The following is a 17684-nucleotide window of genomic DNA, read 5'->3' as shown; positions in this document are numbered from 1 at the left end:
GGCGCTTCTCCTTGTTTGGGCGGCAGCCCGCGAACTAACCCAATTTACGGACCGGCCGTAGCACCGCATAGCCGTACCCTTCGGGGAAATGGCGCTGATAGTCCTGCTTGACCTCTTCGTCCCACGCATAGCCCATCGCCGCCGGATCATAATTCCAGGCCACTTCCTCTACGATACGCATCACCTGCCCGTTGTCCTGCAAATAATCAAACGGCGGGTGAAAAAAGACCAGATACTCCGATTCCGGCACATCACGGCACTCCATGCCCTCCGGTATTTCACCATCATAGTCTGCTGCAACAGGAATGCCGTACAGGTAACCCTTGCGCCCATCCTGATAGAACCAGCCTGCAGTCTGGCCCAGCTGCCCTGGAAGTGTATGATGCGACATGCTCTCCAGCGTTCCGGAGACCTCATCGCAGTCATGCCCGTTCTCCCAGAACCCGCCGTAATTGTTCGAGCCGATATCCCGGATGCCGATGAATTTATGCGCCGGTATGAATTCAAGCTTGATCTGTGCTTCCTGCAAATGCACTTGTCTCATTCTATCCCGCTCCCTGATCAGATATTGATAAGGGGAGAACACCTCGGCACGAATGGCGAGCGGAATCGGCCGCGGGGCTTTGCGGTAGGCATGGGGAGTAACCTTGAAGGCTCTAAGAAACGCCCGCGAGAATGCCTCCTGTGAAGAAAAGCCGAACTTCACGGCAATATCGAGAATCCGCGTATCCGTATCCCTCAGCTCCAGGGCCGCCCGGCCGATTCTGCGCTGCCAGATGTAATCCCGCAGCGTCATCCCGGTCAAAGCATGAAACTGCTTGGTGCAATAATACGGCGAATATCCCAGCTGTTCGGACATCTTCAGCAGCGTAGGCGAAGCCGCAAGGTCTTCTTCGATCCAGTCAATCATGAGCTGAACCATCTCGTTCCATTCGTACAATGAGGTTCTCCTCCTTTCATCAAGAATCATAACAAAGAGCATTTCCCCATATTTGATCTGAATTGCACTGTCCTTACGCCAGCACCGCCGGCTCCATCCTCCCGCCAATAATGATATGCTTCATTACACTATCCCTGTTGAACCCGTTCTTGTCATAGAACCGGACTGCAGCTTCATTCTCCTCGCTGACATCCAGTCCAATGCGCGTATAACCCAGACCTCTATAGGTCTCCGCCAGATAGGCAATCAACTTCCTGCCCGTTCCCCTGCTTCTCTCATCAGGGCGGATACAGATGTACTCCAGATGGAGGATGCCGGTCAGGACGTTTCTTCTAACAATTATGTATCCTATGAAAGAACCCTCGTTAAGGACGGCGTAGATATCATAATCACTGTTGCCGCTATCCTCTATATCCGCTGTGATATCCTCTTGTGTCAATGTAGCCCCCTGGAAACCTTGATTATGTAGTTCAATAATCTGTTTCAGCCACTCTGACTCAGGCTCTGTGACGGGCACAATGGACAGATCCGCATAACTGCTGTTACTAAGCGGTAATGCAGTATCCATCGAATAATGATAGTGTGTTCTAACCTTCTCGGTACGATAGCGGGCGGCATATTCAATCAGCGGAACATTATCCGCACGGGTGAACAAATGGATATACCGGATCGCCGCTGAGCCGGCGGCTTCGCTGAGATACCTGAATAACAGCTGGAGTTCATCCTCAGGGCGGGCGGAATAATAAGGTCCCCACACTTCTATATCCTCTTGTCCACCGCCTACGTCATAGGTGTCCAATATAATTGCACCCCTGATTTCCTCTCCCTCATACAACACGAAGCTTGCTTCTGCCATACCATCACTCAGGTCATGAATAATATCATCAAGTGTGCTGCCCACGTACCCGCATTGCTGGCTTTCCGAATTACGGGCACAGATAAATGCCGCCAGATTCCGGATGTTTGTCAAACGGCTCTCCCCCTTGGATTAGAATATAGAAATGGAATATTATACCACCCTATATTGATATTACGATATTTTTATGGAAAATACAGCACATGGTTGTTCAATTTATTTCCGGGAAACTCCATACCTGCACAAGCCGCCTCCCGGGTTCTGAGTAAAATATAGTAAATAGAACAATGAGGTGAGTGACGAATGGCAAATTCAACAAAAATCCGCAAGCGGGCACAGCAGTTGAAGGGCCGGCCGGTCTGCATTACTTTACACGATGGACGTTCATATGTAGGCTGGATAACAGACCTTAATAAAGAAGCAGTAATCCTCTCCAGAACAAGCACGCTTCATAAATCTAAACGGAAATCGTCTTCAGGTGCCCGGAAGGCAGAGGTCTCCGGCTTCATGCCTTTACTAGGATCGTTCATGGGCGGGGCAGGCGGAGCTGCCGGTATCGGAGGTCTGGGGAAATTCATGGGGATGTTCGGAATAGTGCAGAAGGCGATGCCTGTCATGAAGATGGGCTACAATATGATTAAGTCGATCCGGCCCTTCCTTGGCGGCCTCAAGGGCTTAATGGGCTAACGCTGTAACGGTATAAGCAGAAACGGCTGTGCACTCCTTTTGGGGGCGTACAGCCGTTTTTTTGCAGCAGCTTTTCTGCCCAAAAAAGGGGACATAGCCGGTTTATTTTTTGACCACATTGAAGTTATCTTCGATTAACAGCCAATTCTGCGGAAAAGGCAGCCCAAGCTTCCAATAGCTGATGCCCCGGAGATCGAGCTCCTTGATCAAATCGAACTTGGCCTGAATCGAGCGGGCATCTTCGAACCATACCTTATGCTGCCGGCCTGCGTCATCGGTGTAATCGAAGTGCGGAGCCTGGGCTTTATAGTCGTACTGAATGGCGGCATTCCTATTCCGCGCCAGATCAATTGCCGCCTGCGGGCTAAGTGCTTTGGCATACTCTCCGCCAGCCGTATAAGGCAAAGTCCAATCGTACCCGTACAGATTCTGGCCCATCATAATTTTGCCGGGGGGAATTTCACTTGCCGCATACGTCAGCACCTGACGCACCGGTCCTATAGGCGAAACAGCCATCGGCGGACCTCCGCTGTATCCCCATTCGTAAGTCATAATAATGACAAAATCAGCAACCTGGCCGTGCACTTTATAGTCATGCGCCGTATACCAGGCCCCGGTTTGGGAGGCACTGGTTTTGGGTGCAAGTGCAGTAGACAGCAGGAACCCCTCCCTGTGAATGATGTCCGCTGCCTTGCGCAAAAAGGCATTATACGCTTCGCGGTCCTCCGGCCGGAGGAATTCCAGGTCAAAGTGGATATCTCTGAAATTCAGCCGCTTCGCCTCTGTCACAATGTTCTCCAGCAGCCGGTCCTGCACCGCTACATCATTCAGTATAATCCGTCCCAGCTCCGAGCTGAACTGGGCATCCTCCAGATTCGTGACGACCAGCATCAGCGTGACCCGGTTCTGCGCCGCGATTGAAGCCAGATTATCCAGCGGCGGTGCCTGCAGCGAACCGTCCCGCTTAATCCGAAAACTAAACGGAGCCAGATACGTAAGCTCAGGGGCAGCTTCTGCGGCAGCATTCTGCAGCGCCTGGGAGACCGCTTCCCCTCTCGGCTCAATATAGGCATTCACTTCTGCCTGCCGCCTTGGCACAGGAGGTATGTACAGGCGGAACCCGGTCTGCAGCGGCTGGTTCAGCGTCAGCCCGTTCACTTCCGCCAGCGAGCTGGCCTTCAGGCCGAACCTCTTCGCGATACTATAGAAGCTATCCCCCTGCTGAACCCAATAATACTGGCCTACGACCGGAATCACCAGCGTTTGTCCAATGACCAGCCTCCCTGGCGCAGACAACTGATTCGCCTCAGTTATCGTATCCATGTTCACGCCATAAGCATCAGCAATCCCATACAGCGTCTGTTTCGGCTGCACCACATGTATTTGCATCCTTTCATGCTCACCCCTTCATAGTAGCAGTTATACCTTATTTTATTCGGGAGTGCTGCAGGTATGCGGATGCAAAAAGACACCCCGGAGGGTGTCCTGATATTAAAAGCTGTTACACCTGCTTGAATTCAATCCACTCAATCTCCAGGCCGGGTTTGACGAAGTCCAGCTTCATTTCATACAGACCGGCTTCAAGTCCGATCTTGACCAGCTTCTGTCTGATCCATTTGCCTTCTGTCCCGTTCGTCTGAATGGTGGTCACTGGCTGTCCGTTCAGGGTCACGTTGCAGGCGCTTTGGGCAAGCTCAGGTTCCGGAGACATGATGCTGACAAAGATCCGGTACTCACCGGCTTCATCCGCCTGGATATAGGTTGGTCCAGACACACTTGGTGCAACCTGGGCGTTCTGGCCCAACACCTGAACCTGCTCAGCCACCAGGGAAGAGTCTGCCTTAAAGGTCTCAACAGCTTCTACAATCTCATGCTTTCTGGAGAAGACCGGTGCCTGCATGATGAATTCGCAAATGTTGATGGCCGAGCGCTGAAGCTCGCCACGGGTGAGCGTCCCATTCTCCAAGGATTCGAGCGTATTGTCATCATAGGCGTTGACTTCCGCACCATAATTGGATACTACCATGTACAGATCGTTCTGTGCCCGGACCATCCAGTTCGTGTTCTTGCGGTCCGCAGTGCCTCCATTCACGACATCATTCATGATTGCCCACCAGTCAGTCATTACAATTCCCCGGAAGCCCCATTCACCGCGAAGCAGCGTGGTATTCAGATCATAGTTGGAAGCCGCCCAATGTCCGTTGACCGGATTGTAGGAGGTCATGATCGAATTCGCGCCGCCCTGCTTCACAGCGATTTCGAAGCCCTTCAGGTAAATCTCGCGCAGCGCGCGTTCGGATACGACAGCGTTCACCTTGCTGCGGTGCTTCTCCTGGTTATTGCAGGCGAAATGCTTCAGCGTGGCATTGGAGCCGCCCTTCATAATACCGCGCGTGCATGCGGCAGCGAAGATCCCGGAGATCAGCGGATCTTCAGAGAAATATTCGAAGTTACGCCCGTTCAGCGGACTGCGGCGGATATTAAGACCCGGTCCCAGCAATGCATCCACCTGGTTGCGTAACAATTCCTGACCTTCCATAACATACAGCTCTTCAACCAGCTCTGCGTTCCAGGTAGCGGCAAGCAGGGTTCCAATCGACACCTGGGTCGCCTTCTGTCCGCTGTCCATACGGATACCGGATGGGCCGTCTGCTGTAGCGGCAACCGGAATGCCGTAACTGAACAGGCTGTCGCTGACTCCGCCGAAGGCCGAAGCCGTACCCGGCGTAACCAGCGGACTGCTCATCCCTTCGCCTCTGACAATGGCCGCCAGATCCTGGTCGCTGAGCTGGGCAATGAACGTATTCATGCTGACTTTACCTTCATGGACATCTCTCAACGTATGGCCCTGATTGCCGGTCTGTACCAGCGTTTCCGGAAGATTGCTTTCAATCCGCGCTGCCATATCTACCTTGCGTACCGGCACCTCAGCAGAGATCAGTTCATAAGAACCGTCTTCCTTCCGGACCCCCGGTTTCATTCTCTTGAAGCTTTCGGTCGGCGCCATCGCCTCTTGCAGCTGCTCTACAACCTTAAGCTCATCCAGAACATAACCTGCTTGTCCATCTACGCTAACTTCTGCTACAGCTTTAACACTGGTTCCTACGTAGAAGCGGTAGGTTCCAGCTTCCAGTACATAAGCGGAGGGATGCCCTGTCACTCCGGCGTCATCATACGAAGCCAGAGAATGGAGCGGGAAGCTTACCGTAACCTGCTGGGACTCTCCAGGCTCAAGCAGCTTGGTCTTCCCGAATGCCGCCAGCGCTTTGGCCGGTTTGCCCAGCTGTCCCTGCGGCGCTTCATAATACACCTGCACCACTTCTTTACCGGAATAGGTATCTCCTGTATTGGTTACAGTTACACCGATCTGAATCTGTGGTTCACCCGCCTGGTCCACCAGCTTCGCTTCCTCCGGCTCCAGCTTGAAGGTTGTGTAGGATATGCCATAGCCGAATTCATACTGAACCTTATCCGGACAGAAGGTCTCGAAATAACGGTATCCTACATAGATATCTTCCTCATACAAGTTCTTGAACTCATTGCCGTAGTTGCTTGTGGACGGGTAATCCTCAATGGAATACGCGATCGTATCTGTCAGCTTGCCGCTTGGCGTCACCTCTCCGGCCAGTACATCGGCAATCGCATTGCCGCCTTCCATACCGCCATGCCAGGAATAGATCACAGCAGAGATGGGATGTACATATCCGGCATCGTTAACCCAGCTCATATCCATAATATTGGAGACATTGAGCACAACAACAGTTTGTTCAAAGTGAGCCGTAACCTGCGTAAGCATAGCCTTCTCATCTTCTGTCAACCGGTAGCTTCCCGGTGCATCGGCGTTGTCCTGATCCTCACCGGCGGTACGTCCAATCACCACAACGGCCTTGCCCGACTGGCTTCTTGCTTTCTTCACCAGCTCATCCGTAAGCGGCATTTCCTTCTGGTTCCACGGCTCAGCCGCCCATACCTTTCCGCCGTCATCAAACGGGTTAAGTCCAATCCAGTCCTCGTATGCTGTTGCCAGCTCTTCATTGACGCTAATGTTCTTCTTGCTGCGCAGGCCGTCCAGCAGATTAGTCGTATATGCAACATGAACACTTCCGCCTGATCCTGTACCGCTGCGGTAGTAATTCACTTGTATTCTGCCAAAAATGGCAACGCTCTCGCCGTTTCTAAGCGGAAGCACCTGCCCCTCATTCTTAAGCAACACCGTGCCCTCTGCGGCTACTACCCGGCTAAATTCTGCAAAACCCTCTAATGGCACTCCGATATTCTGTGTACTCAATTGGCTTCCTCCTGTTTGTTCGTTTCCCAACGTGTATTGATTCTATAGATAGCATCCTCCCTTACGGGATTCACGATATCTTGAACCTTTGTTGTTATTTATATAACATAACCTTCTAAGAATAAAAGCTACAGCCCTAATATACAAGCTCTGCAGCTTAAAAAGCAAAACCGGGCAGCCTTATTCTCTTCGCCCGGAACCCCTCTTAAATAAAAAAGACACCATACGGGTGTCTTCAAATGTTCTCGCATACGATTCGTTTCACCCGGGGAACTTACGGATCTTCTATTTATTTGCGGCGGCGGCTCTTCATCATACGGTTATACATCACAAGAGCGGCAACAACCATACCAAGCATGGCGACGCTGCTTGCCGATTCCTGCGACATCCCAAACATCAGACAAATACTTGAAACCAAGGTTCTCGTAAGCAACGCAACTGCAATCAGCATGATTGGCCGCCAAATGTTGTATCCTCTCATTCCCAGCAACACCCCTAACCCTATTTTCAGAAACAGTACAGTTCTAAATGCTATGAACCATTAAAAACTATTATAGCATATTAAGGAATACGCATACATTCTGACCGGGTAACACGTACATAGCGAAGCCTTTTGACAAGAACACGTGTTCGGTATATACTTCCTCTATGAGGGGGTTTGTGATCGTGGATGTTATGGAGAAACTTGAGATTCTAACCGCTTCAGCCAAATATGATGTAGCCTGCACTTCAAGCGGTTCAGACCGCAAAGGCCAGGCCGGAAGTTTGGGCAGTACTGCTGCAGTGGGCATCTGCCACAGCTTCGCGGCGGACGGACGCTGCATTTCGCTGCTGAAGGTACTTATGACCAATGCCTGTGTATATGATTGTGCCTACTGCATTAACCGCAAATCCAATCCCGTCCGCCGAGCGGCTTTTACACCCGAAGAGATCGCGGACCTTACCATGCAATTCTACCGCCGCAACTATATAGAAGGACTATTCCTCAGCTCAGGGATTATGCGCAATCCGGATTATACAACCGAGCAACTGATAGCAGCGCTGGAGCTGCTGCGGAATGTGTACCATTTCAACGGCTATATTCATGTAAAAGCGATTCCTGGAGCTGACGACGCCCTGCTGTCCAGACTCGGACTGCTTGCTGACCGCATGAGCGTCAATATCGAGCTGCCCTCGCAGGAGAGTCTTGGGGTACTCGCTCCCGATAAGAGCAAGATTTCCATCCTGAAGCCGATGGGACTGATTAAAGATAAGATCAAGGAGAACCGCTCAGATATCGTCAAATATAATCACGCTCCCCGCTTCGCTCCCGCCGGCCAGAGCACGCAGATGATTGTTGGCGCCTCGCCCGATACGGATTACCAGATTCTAAATCTGACGGAAGGCCTATACCGGAAGTACGCACTGAAACGCGTGTTCTTCTCTGCCTACACCCCGGTGATCGAGGATTCGCTGCTGCCTTCGCTGGACACCAAACCCCCGCTGCTGCGCGAGCACCGGCTCTATCAGGCCGATTGGCTGCTGCGCTTCTACGGCTTCCAGGCGAACGAATTATTGGATGAAGCAGTCCCCAACTTCAATCCGCTGCTTGATCCGAAATGTAGCTGGGCCGTTAACCACCGGGAGCAGTTCCCGGTTGAGATCAACCGCGCACCATATGAAATGCTGCTGCGTGTACCCGGTATCGGCGTAAGGAGCGCACAGCGGATAGTCAAGGCAAGACGGGCAGGAACACTGGATTTCCAGGCACTCAAGAAGCTGGGTGTCGTGCTCAAGCGTGCCCAATTCTTCATCACCTGCAAAGGCAGACCGTTGGAAGGGCTGAAAGTCAGTGAACATACGCTGCTTCGTTCACTAATGTCCGGCCAACAGCTGGCCCCTTTTCAGCCCCCGCAATACGAGCAGATGACGCTGTTCGAGGACCATAACCTGGCAGCCCTGCCGGCAGCAGAAAGATGGGCCGGGTTCAAGAAAGGAGCGGAAGCCTGATGTTCAAGCCGTCCGCTCTGGCTTATACCTATGATGGCAGCTTTGAAGGTTTACTATGCTGTGTTTTTGAGAGCTATACCTGGAGGGAGATTCCGCTTGCTGTTCATTCAGAAGGTCAGGAGCAAGGCCTGCTGCTGGAATCGAAGTGGATCGAAACCGACCACGCCAAAGCGGGGAGAGTACTGAAGTCTATCCCGCTCCGGATCAGCCCTGAAGCCGAGGAACTGGTCCGTCTGGGGTTCTGGTCATGTACGCCGGAGAAGGAGCTGCTGCTGCTGAACTTCCTGTATCTCGGCTTCAAGCATGGCCGCAAGGTAATGAACATGCTTGCCGATGACACGGTTAATGCTCTAATGAAGGCCGTTCAGCAGCTTCGGCGGGAAGGTCACCTGTATCTGGGATTTGTCCGCTTCTCCGTGTACGGTCCGGTCATGGCTGCTGTCATTGAGCCGCAGGGATACATCCTCCCTGTGATTCAGGAGCATTTCTGCGACCGGTTTCAGAATGAGAGCTTCATGATCTACGATCAGACCCACGAGGCGGCGCTGATTCACGAACCCGGACGGGAGGCTATCATACCGCTTAGCGGATGGCTTGCACCCGAGCCGGATGAAGCAGAAGAAGCCTATCGCCGCTTATGGACAGGCTTTTATCATGCGATCGGGATCAAAGAACGCCGCAACGACCGCCTGCGCTCCTCGCTGATGCCCAAGCGGTACTGGAAGCACATGCTAGAGATGAACGGCAGCAATGGCGTCCCTGCACTCGCTGCTCCGCAGCGGAAGAAGGCGTTACAGCCGGAGCCGCCGAAGACAATCGACTCTCTCCCGGCCTCACTCAGACAAACAAATACTCATACTTAAGCATAGTCGGCAGCTTCACATTACCCAGCGCAAAAGGAGTGCCCCGTAGCCATTTTGCATGACCCTGCGGAGCACTCCCTTGTAAAAGCCTACTATAATATATTTACATCAGATAACAGTTAGTTCAAAGCCTTCCATACCCAGTTCTCAACCTCTGGAAGATCGATACCTTCTTCACGGATGTACTGGTTATGTTTCTTCACCATGGCATCCATTTCATCAGCAATCGCCTGATATTGGCCGGCATCCGGCAAGCTCAGCACGGCTTCCTTCGTAAGGTCGAAGCGGTCCATCTGATTAAGCACACGCATATCGAATGGTGTAGTGATGTCGCCATTCTCGCGGTATCCATGTACATGCAGGTTATGGTTGTGGCGGTCGAAGAACAGGTCTTTGATCAGGCCTTCATAGCCGTGGAATGCGAAGATCACCGGTTTATCCTTTGTGAAAAATTGATCAAACTCCTCGTCAGATAAGCCGCGCGGATCGAGCTTTTGGCTTCTCAGCTTCAGCAGGTCTACCACGTTGATATAGCGGATTTTCAGCTCAGGCAATTTCTCATGCAGGATCGAGATCGCAGCAAGGCTCTCCATCGTTGGTTCTGTACCCGACGAAGCAATAACCACATCCGGCTCTCCGCCCTTGTCGGTGCTTGCCCAGTCAATGATTTTGAGGCCTTTGTCCACCAGTTCCTGAGCTTCATCTGCCGAGAACCACTGCGGACGCGGGTGCTTGGACGATACAATCAGGTTGATCTTCTGACGGTCGTTCAGAATGGTATCGAAGACTGCCAGCAAGGAGTTGGCATCGGCTGGCAAATATTCACGGATAAATTCAGGCTTCTTATCAGCCAGGTGACCCAGCAGACCCGGATCCTGGTGAGTATAACCGTTATGATCCTGCTGGAACACGGTTGATGTGGCAATAACGTTCAAGGATGGGATATCTGCGCGCCAGGTCTGATCCGTAGCCTTGCGCAGCCATTTGAAGTGCTGGGTAATCATTGAATCGACAACGCGCAGGAAAGCTTCATAGCTTGCAAAGAAACCGTGGCGTCCAGTTAATACATACCCTTCCAGCAACCCTTCAGCCTGATGCTCGGATAGTTGGGAATCAATTACACGGCCATAAGGAGCCAGGAATTCATCCTGAGGTTCCTGGATGGAATCCATCCATTGGCGTTTTGTTACTTCAAAAACAGGTCCCAGACGGTTTGACATCGTTTCATCCGGTCCGAAAATTCTGAAGTTGCGGTTCTCTTCATTGAGCATTACAACCTCTTTCAGGTATTTGCCCAGTACTGCCATATCTTGCGCAACCACTTGACCTGGTACGGAATTATCCAGCGCATAGTTGCGGAAATTCGGCTTGTGCAGATCTTTGATCAGGTTACCGGCATTGGTTACAGGGTTCATTCCCATACGTCTGTCGCCAGTAGGCAGGATCTCAGCCAGATCAGCGTTCAAACGGCCGTTCTTATCAAATAATTCTTCAGGTCTGTAGCTGTTCAGCCATTCGAGCAATGCGGGTGCATGCTTCATATTCTTCTGATCTACCGGAATCGGCACCTGATGAGCACGGAAGGAGCCTTCATTTGGCACGCCGTCCCACGCTTTCGGACCAGTCCAGCCTTTAGGTGTACGGAAGACCAGCATTGGCCATGCAGGGCGTGTGGTGTCGTTATTTTCACGGGCATTCTTCTGAATCGCTGCGATCTTCTCAATGATGGTGTCCAGAACCTTAGCCATTTCCGGGTGCATCAGATCAGGATTCTCACCTTCCACGAAGAACGGTTCCCAGCCATTTCCTGCAAAATAAGCCGTTAACTCTTCTCTGGACATCCGGGACAGAATGGTCGGGTTGCTGATCTTGAAGCCGTTCAAATGCAGAATCGGCAGCACCGCACCATCTGTAATCGGGTTAATGAACCGGTTGGAGAACCAGGAAGCCGCCAGCGGGCCGGTTTCCGCTTCGCCATCACCTACAACAACTGCCGAGATCAGGTTCGGATTATCCAGAATTGCACCCACACTGTGAGACAAGGAGTAACCCAGTTCGCCGCCTTCATGAATCGATCCTGGTGTTTCTGGAGCAGCATGGGAAGCAACTCCACCCGGGAATGAGAACTGTTTGAACAATTTCTTCAGTCCAGGGATATCTTGAGTGATCTGCGGGTAGATCTCAGTGTAGCTTCCGTCCAGATAGGAGTTCGATACCATAACCTGACCGCCGTGGCCCGGACCTTCAATATAGAACATATCCAAATCATATTTAGTAATTACGCGGTTCAGATGCGCATAGATAAAGTTCTGCCCAGGGATGGTACCCCAGTGTCCGATCGGCTTCACTTTTACGTCTGCATCCTTCAAAGGTTCTCTTAACAACGGGTTATCCTTCAAATAGAGCTGACCCACGGAGATGTAGTTCGTTGCGCGCCAGTAGGCGTCAAGCTTGGCCAAATAAGTTTTAGAAGAATAATCCACCTGTGCGATTGATAATCCCATGTCTTCCACTCCCTAATCTTTTCTTTGTATTTTGAATGTATCACTTCTACAGTTACATCATACTCCTGCATTTAATAAATTCAATCTTTTTAACAATTGATACGGTCCAATATTGTGAAATTTTGAACATAGTATGAAATTCGTAGCTAATTAATTATAAAATAAGCATTATTATTATAATTATGTATGTATTTGTTATTTGTTTTCAGGGGCGGAATTCACTAGCTTCGTTGCCGGCTCTTTCTCCGGGAGCAGACGCAAAAGACCGGGATACAATCCCGGCCTTTCGCGACATTATTCAGTTGTTCCCTTATTGAACCGATACGAACGTATTGAACTTCAGATATTTGTAGTGGAACCGCATATGCGAGAATTCAAACGGGGTCCCGTTATCCAGGAAGAAGATCCCTTCCATGATTCCAACAGGCTCATTCTCCTTCAAGTGGAGCAATTCCTGATCATTAGGCAATGACGGCTCGGCAAAAATAGATAAAAAGGATTTGGTAACCGCCAGATTGCGCGACTCCTCCAGATAATGAAAGATCGATCCTTCGATAATCGCCATATCGAGATCCTGTACGATTTTAATCGGAATATATCCGGTCTCAATCATAAAGGGCTCCTCATCAAACAGGCGCAGGCGGACAATCTTATATACGAAATCATGAGGCTGCAGGAACAAATCACGCTGAAGCTCTTCCGTGGGCCGGATAACCTCGAAGTTCAGTACCTTGATCTCCGGCTTCTTGCCATGCATTTGAAAGTTGTCGGAGACCCCGAGATTAGAGCCTTCGTAATTAAAAATCGAATCATTTTTTATGTACAGCGGGTTAATAAAGGTTCCCGATCCGCGTTTCTTGAAAATAATGCCGTAACTCTCCATCTTGGTTAGCGCACGTTTAATGGTACTGCGGCTAACCTGATACGTTTCACTAAGGCTGCGCTCATCCGGCAATCTCATATCAGCAAACCGTCCCGCAAAAATCTTCATCTTGAGGTCATCAATAATTTGCTTGTAGACAAATTGTGTCATGTAGTACTCCTTCGTCGGACCCTGCATTAAAGTTCAATATTAAATATATCATATTAGGGAGAATGATGGCGTTCAAACTTGAAATTAAAAAGACACCCCTAAAGGTGCCTTTTTATGATCTCCATAAAGCGCGGAAGCTTAAAAAATTTCAATTCACCGAATTTACAATTCATTCGTAAGCTTCAATACCTTCATCAAATTGTAGAGTAACAATGCACTTTCCTGGCGCTCCGTTTTCTTCCCGGTCTGGAATTGGAATGGACCGTTTGCCGGCAGTAACCCATGGTCCAAGGCAATAACATAATAAGGTTTTGCCCAATCCGGTACATTCCCGGGAACTGATGCCTTAGCGGACTTATTTACACCTGTGCTTATTTCACCATTTTTCAATGCGTTGACCAGCATAACAATCATCTCTTGATGCGTAATTTCTTGAGTTGGCCGGAAAGTACCATCCGTAAAGCCGTTAATCAGGGCAGCATCGACAGCTGCATTTACCTGCGATGCATACCAGGCTTCAGCCTTAACATCTTTGAAGCTTTTTGCAGCCTGCTGTTTCGGTAAAATACCTAAAGCACGATTAAGCATGGCGGCGAATTCAGCACGTGTTACAACCGATTCCGCTTTGAAGCTCCCATCGGCATAACCGTTAATTACGCTCCGGTTCGCTAAGGCTAAAATACTGTCTTTGTAAGGATTGCTGTTATTCAAATCATTAAACTGGGCATGATTCTGGACAACGGTATATACAGAATTCCCTTTGCGCTTCATTGTCACCTGAAGAATTCCATCCTTCCACTCCCAGGTGGTCGGAACCGGAACGTAGACCTGGGTCAACGGATCATAGGTTAAGCCTGAATAAACGGCGTTTGCATCTTGGGCTACCTTGAAACTCATCATATGACCTACGTAGTCAGAGAAACTGGAAATAACACGATCCGGGCCGCCCCCAACCAGTTTAACCTCATAGTCCACAGGTCTCCCCAACATAACACTGCTAGAGCCGCCCAGTTGAGCTGTCCATTTGGCCTGGTATTCGCTTGCCGCTTGTGCAACCGTAATGATGACCTTCTGATCAGGACTAATCGTTCCGGCAACAGCCGAAAATAAGGAATTCACAGGAATCTGAAGCTTGCCGGATGAAGATTCTATTATAAGTATAGCTTCCTTAGAGTTATTATTAATGCTTGTTAATGAACTCAAATCTATCTGGAATCGACTGCTTTGAGTTGCCGTTTTTTCATCTGCCTTAATAGTGATTACTGGATTCTTCTTAAATTCCGGATCGTCCAATGCCTTAGAGATCATTGCCTCTGTCACTTCTGTCATAGATGAACGGGTTCCATCAGTATTTTCTTTAACTGTGGTCACGATCTTGGCGTCATCCGCAGAGACAGGGGCTGTGCTGACACCACCACCGCCAGTTCCTCCGCCACCGCCAGTTCCTCCGCCGCCGCCAGTTTCTCCACCGCCGCCAGTTTCTCCACCGCCGCCAGTTCCTCCACCGCCGCCAGTTCCTCCACCACCGCCAGTTCCTCCACCACCGCCAGTTCCTCCACCGCCGCCAGTTTCTCCTTTGCTGTCATCAATAACAGCAGGTATAACGACTAAAGTTCCCATACTTTCAATGCGATCGAGTGTTTGCCGGGTTATACGGAGCTTCTGCCCGGGATTTCCAAGGTTCACAATAGTAATTGTAACAGTAGTCTTATTCGGTTCAACGATACCGTAACCCAGCAAGTTGGTTAGCTGCTCATTGTATACACGAATAATATCTCCGGCAGCCAGGTTATTCACAACGATCTCATCCGACTTCACCTGATATTTGTGTACAGTAATAGACGATACAGGAATATCCGCTGTCACTTTATCTTCCAGTATTCCAATGCTATAGAATGGTGATTTGAACTCATCATTCTCAATGAAAATACCAAGCGCCAAAGCTTCCTCCGGTACATTCGTTGCGGGAATCGTAAGGGAGTAACTCTTCTCCCCCCCGTTCACCAAGGCAAGCCCCTCTCCAATCGCACCTTTTTCACCAATAAAATACAACGAATATCGGACACCCGGCAGCTCTGCTATTCCGGACTTCCATGTGACTGTACCCGAGAATATACTGTTATCCGGATTCGTATCTGTAACTGAAAAGTCTACAGGCAGATAACTCGGCGCATCATAGATCGGAGTCATTGCATGAACACCAAGCGTACCGTCACTTCCGTAATTGTCGCTACGGATAACAGGATATACTCCGATGCCTGCTGCTTCTGCGGGCAGGTATGAATTACTTACTTCAAAAACAAAAAGGGAGTCATTTGATAAGTTCTCTTTCTTATAAATCCCTAGTCGATTAAGCCGTGTGCCATTCTGGTCAAGATAGTAAGCAGCATAACCTGTAATGCCATCCTGATTAACCGGTGGTTCAATGTACAAATACCCTTTAACCCTTCCAGCGGTCAAATCTTCATCCACGAAAACGGCATTGGAAGGCGAACGTGTCTCGTTCATGACTGTCTGCAGTTCTTCTAAGCTATGAAATTTGTACAACCGGTTACCCGTTGATACGAAAAGGGTATGATCGTCATCAACATATGCGTGCTGGACAAACATTAATAAATCAGACATTTTTACAAAACTATCCCTGTCGTAAACAGAACTATGACTGAATACAAGGTTACCACGCGCGTAAATAACTCTTTCCGGGTAGGTCCCGTGTAGTACGGAAGGTTTGCTAGCATCGTACCTTCTACCGCCCAAATAAAGATTATTGTCATCAAGAAGGAGCTTCGATTCATAATATCCGCTTTGTATGTCATTTCTTTCACTCATCTCAAAATTCTGACTGTCAAATTTATAGAGAGAGAAGCTATCTGCTCCATAGAGAATCTCTTGATCCGGATCCAATATATAGCTGTCCGGATTCCTAATTCCTGCATTCTTTTCGTTGTAAACTGCATCCATAACCGAGGTGTAAACAGTTGACGTCACACTGACACCACCGGCAAATATTCCACCATCATACAGAATTCGATTCTTGTGATCAGGGAGGACATCCAGCGGATAGTGCTTTGTAGTAATTTTAGCAATCGCCGCTTGCGAGAGAATACCCTCCTGTAAATCTACGATAGTTATGTGGTTCTCACCTTTAAAGATGATATAAGCTTTGTTCTCGAAGATTTTAATAGCAGTTGGATTAGAACCAATGAATATCTTCTGTACTACACTCATATTGCTCTTATTGATAACTACAAGTTCATTGGTGCTTGCCACAATAGCATAAATATAAGGAGAATTATCCGTAGTGGCCCAATCTGTAATGGCTTGATCGCTTCCGATGGAGTAAGCATCTGATGTAAAGAGTGCGGTGGTGCTTTGCGGTAGTGTTATATCCATCCGTGTGATTTTTTTGGCATTATCATACCAGTTGGCTTCCCCTGCAATATACGCATGTCCTTTTGAATCGAGCAAGGCAAACTTTTGATTCGTTGGAAATAAAGACAGCGGCATATACGTCTTTTTATCATAGACCCCTTGTGTGGTGAGGACGTAGGCATCTGAAATACCCAATATAACCGATTCGAGATAAGTATAATCGTCATTTGCTCTAATATAGGTGCCGGTCGTCTCAGTCAAATTCTGTTTATTAAACTGATGGCCCCCAAAATATACAGAGTGCTCATCCATAAAAATATGTTTGATAGAGTAAGCGGACCCTCCGATCTCCATATCATCATCAATGTCTTCACTTAGCTTTGCACCCGTCTCGGCGTTAATCGCTGTTATCCCTGCATATGACGTTAACTGTCCCACATATAAGGTGCTAGACACCTCATCAACTGCTAAAGCCAAATTATCAGAGTACATAGAAGGATCAAACAATAGTAAGCAGTTTTCTTTTGTAGTTTTATCATATTTATATATTTGCCCTGAATTAGTACTATAGAACAGATAATTGGAAGTGGCCGCTACCGAATCAGGCATTCCGGTGGTAATAATCGTATCCGAAACTTGTTGCGTGGAGAGGTCAACTGTCTTGATCAGCGTTGCTCCGGAAAGTACAACCTGCAAAGAATGTCCATCCCTTGCAATATAGGACGGGTTAGAACCTACGTTCAGCGTTTTCTCGATCTTGAGATCACTGAGCCGGATAAAATAAAGAGTGTTCTCGGTGCTGGAAATCGCATAGATATAACCCGCATCTTCGTCCAAAATCCAGTCTGTCAAATTAGCAGGAAGGGAAAGTTCCAGGGACGCCGTTGATGAATCTGCACTGGCTGCTGGAGCCCCAACCCCCAGTGTGTTAACCATTACTAGCAATACTAGCAGTAAAACCAAAACATTCTTTCCTTTTTTCATGAACGACGCCCCTTACACATTTTTGGTTATTCACCAAATTTGATCATACGATATAACACCAATATTTTCTATGCTTAATCTCCATGTAATCATAACCTTGAGCTTACCCAGCTCCAACATACTAAACAGCTATAAAAAGATTCATAGGCGAGCAAGAATTGTATTATA

General features: G+C 49.1%; 11 protein-coding genes. 3 read left to right on the top strand and 8 right to left on the bottom strand.

Going from position 1 to position 17684, the window contains the following annotated elements:
• Positions 1-34: 34 nt before the first annotated feature.
• Together R50912_RS01140 and R50912_RS32970 are read right to left on the bottom strand one after the other, a co-directional pair.
• Positions 35-940, bottom strand: a complete 906-nt coding sequence (locus R50912_RS01140) for an AraC family transcriptional regulator (protein WP_042231689.1) — start codon at positions 938-940, stop codon at positions 35-37.
• Positions 941-1013: 73 nt separating this feature from the next.
• Positions 1014-1910, bottom strand: a complete 897-nt coding sequence (locus tag R50912_RS32970) for a GNAT family N-acetyltransferase (protein WP_052415875.1) — start codon at positions 1908-1910, stop codon at positions 1014-1016.
• A gap of 189 nt (positions 1911-2099) precedes the next feature.
• On the opposite strand from R50912_RS32970, the gene R50912_RS01130 reads away from it, so the two are divergent.
• A complete protein-coding gene (locus R50912_RS01130; protein WP_042231686.1) occupies positions 2100-2483 on the top strand; it encodes a hypothetical protein in 384 nt (127 codons plus the stop codon).
• Between the two features lie 102 nt (positions 2484-2585).
• On the opposite strand, the gene R50912_RS01125 is transcribed toward R50912_RS01130, so the two are convergent.
• The 3 genes from R50912_RS01125 to R50912_RS01115 all read right to left on the bottom strand — a co-directional run bounded on the left by R50912_RS01125 (position 2586) and on the right by R50912_RS01115 (position 7222).
• Positions 2586-3872, bottom strand: coding sequence for a glycoside hydrolase family 18 protein (locus R50912_RS01125; protein WP_042231682.1), 1287 nt, complete (start codon positions 3870-3872; stop codon positions 2586-2588).
• 112 nt (positions 3873-3984) lie between these two features.
• A complete protein-coding gene (locus R50912_RS01120; RefSeq protein ID WP_042231680.1) occupies positions 3985-6771 on the bottom strand; it encodes a glycoside hydrolase family 3 C-terminal domain-containing protein in 2787 nt (928 codons plus the stop codon).
• Between the two features lie 289 nt (positions 6772-7060).
• Positions 7061-7222, bottom strand: coding sequence for a hypothetical protein (locus R50912_RS01115; protein WP_231637753.1), 162 nt, complete (start codon positions 7220-7222; stop codon positions 7061-7063).
• A gap of 224 nt (positions 7223-7446) precedes the next feature.
• Between R50912_RS01115 and R50912_RS01110 the strand changes: the two genes are divergently transcribed.
• Positions 7447-8760 carry a putative DNA modification/repair radical SAM protein gene (locus R50912_RS01110; protein WP_231637872.1) on the top strand — a complete coding sequence of 438 codons (1314 nt, stop codon included), beginning with the start codon at positions 7447-7449 and terminating at the stop codon, positions 8758-8760.
• Entirely contained in the window at positions 8760-9623 is an 864-nt protein-coding gene (locus R50912_RS01105; RefSeq protein WP_081956335.1) for a TIGR03915 family putative DNA repair protein, read from the top strand. Before R50912_RS01110 ends, R50912_RS01105 begins: the two co-directional genes overlap by 1 nt.
• Before the next feature lie 119 nt (positions 9624-9742).
• Here R50912_RS01105 and R50912_RS01100 read toward each other — a convergent pair whose 3' ends face one another.
• The 3 genes from R50912_RS01100 to R50912_RS01090 form a co-directional block, all read right to left on the bottom strand.
• On the bottom strand, positions 9743-12127 hold the full coding sequence (locus R50912_RS01100; protein ID WP_042231674.1) for a phosphoketolase family protein: 2385 nt from the start codon (positions 12125-12127) through the stop codon (positions 9743-9745).
• Positions 12128-12437: 310 nt separating this feature from the next.
• Positions 12438-13160 carry a GntR family transcriptional regulator gene (locus R50912_RS01095; protein WP_042231671.1) on the bottom strand — a complete coding sequence of 241 codons (723 nt, stop codon included), beginning with the start codon at positions 13158-13160 and terminating at the stop codon, positions 12438-12440.
• A 162-nt stretch (positions 13161-13322) separates the two neighbouring features.
• Positions 13323-17516 (bottom strand): S-layer homology domain-containing protein, encoded by a 4194-nt coding sequence (locus tag R50912_RS01090; protein ID WP_042231667.1) that lies wholly within the window; start codon positions 17514-17516, stop codon positions 13323-13325.
• Positions 17517-17684: the final 168 nt, after the last annotated feature.

It is taken from the genome of Paenibacillus sp. FSL R5-0912, assembly GCF_000758605.1.
GTDB lineage: Bacteria > Bacillota > Bacilli > Paenibacillales > Paenibacillaceae > Paenibacillus_AQ.
This window is presented reverse-complemented; position numbering and strand designations above follow the sequence as displayed.

Excerpts from the sequence above, each read along its gene's own strand:
- R50912_RS01130 (WP_042231686.1), top strand. The coding sequence starts at position 2,100 with ATGGCAAATTCAACAAAAATCCGCAAGCGGGCACAGCAGTTGAAGGGC.
- R50912_RS01125 (WP_042231682.1), bottom strand. The coding sequence starts at position 3,872 with ATGCAAATACATGTGGTGCAGCCGAAACAGACGCTGTATGGGATTGCT.
- R50912_RS01115 (WP_231637753.1), bottom strand. The coding sequence starts at position 7,222 with ATGCTGATTGCAGTTGCGTTGCTTACGAGAACCTTGGTTTCAAGTATT.
- R50912_RS01110 (WP_231637872.1), top strand. The coding sequence starts at position 7,447 with ATGGAGAAACTTGAGATTCTAACCGCTTCAGCCAAATATGATGTAGCC.
- R50912_RS01105 (WP_081956335.1), top strand. The coding sequence starts at position 8,760 with ATGTTCAAGCCGTCCGCTCTGGCTTATACCTATGATGGCAGCTTTGAA.
- R50912_RS01100 (WP_042231674.1), bottom strand. The coding sequence starts at position 12,127 with ATGGGATTATCAATCGCACAGGTGGATTATTCTTCTAAAACTTATTTG.
- R50912_RS01095 (WP_042231671.1), bottom strand. The coding sequence starts at position 13,160 with ATGACACAATTTGTCTACAAGCAAATTATTGATGACCTCAAGATGAAG.
- R50912_RS01090 (WP_042231667.1), bottom strand. The coding sequence starts at position 17,516 with ATGAAAAAAGGAAAGAATGTTTTGGTTTTACTGCTAGTATTGCTAGTA.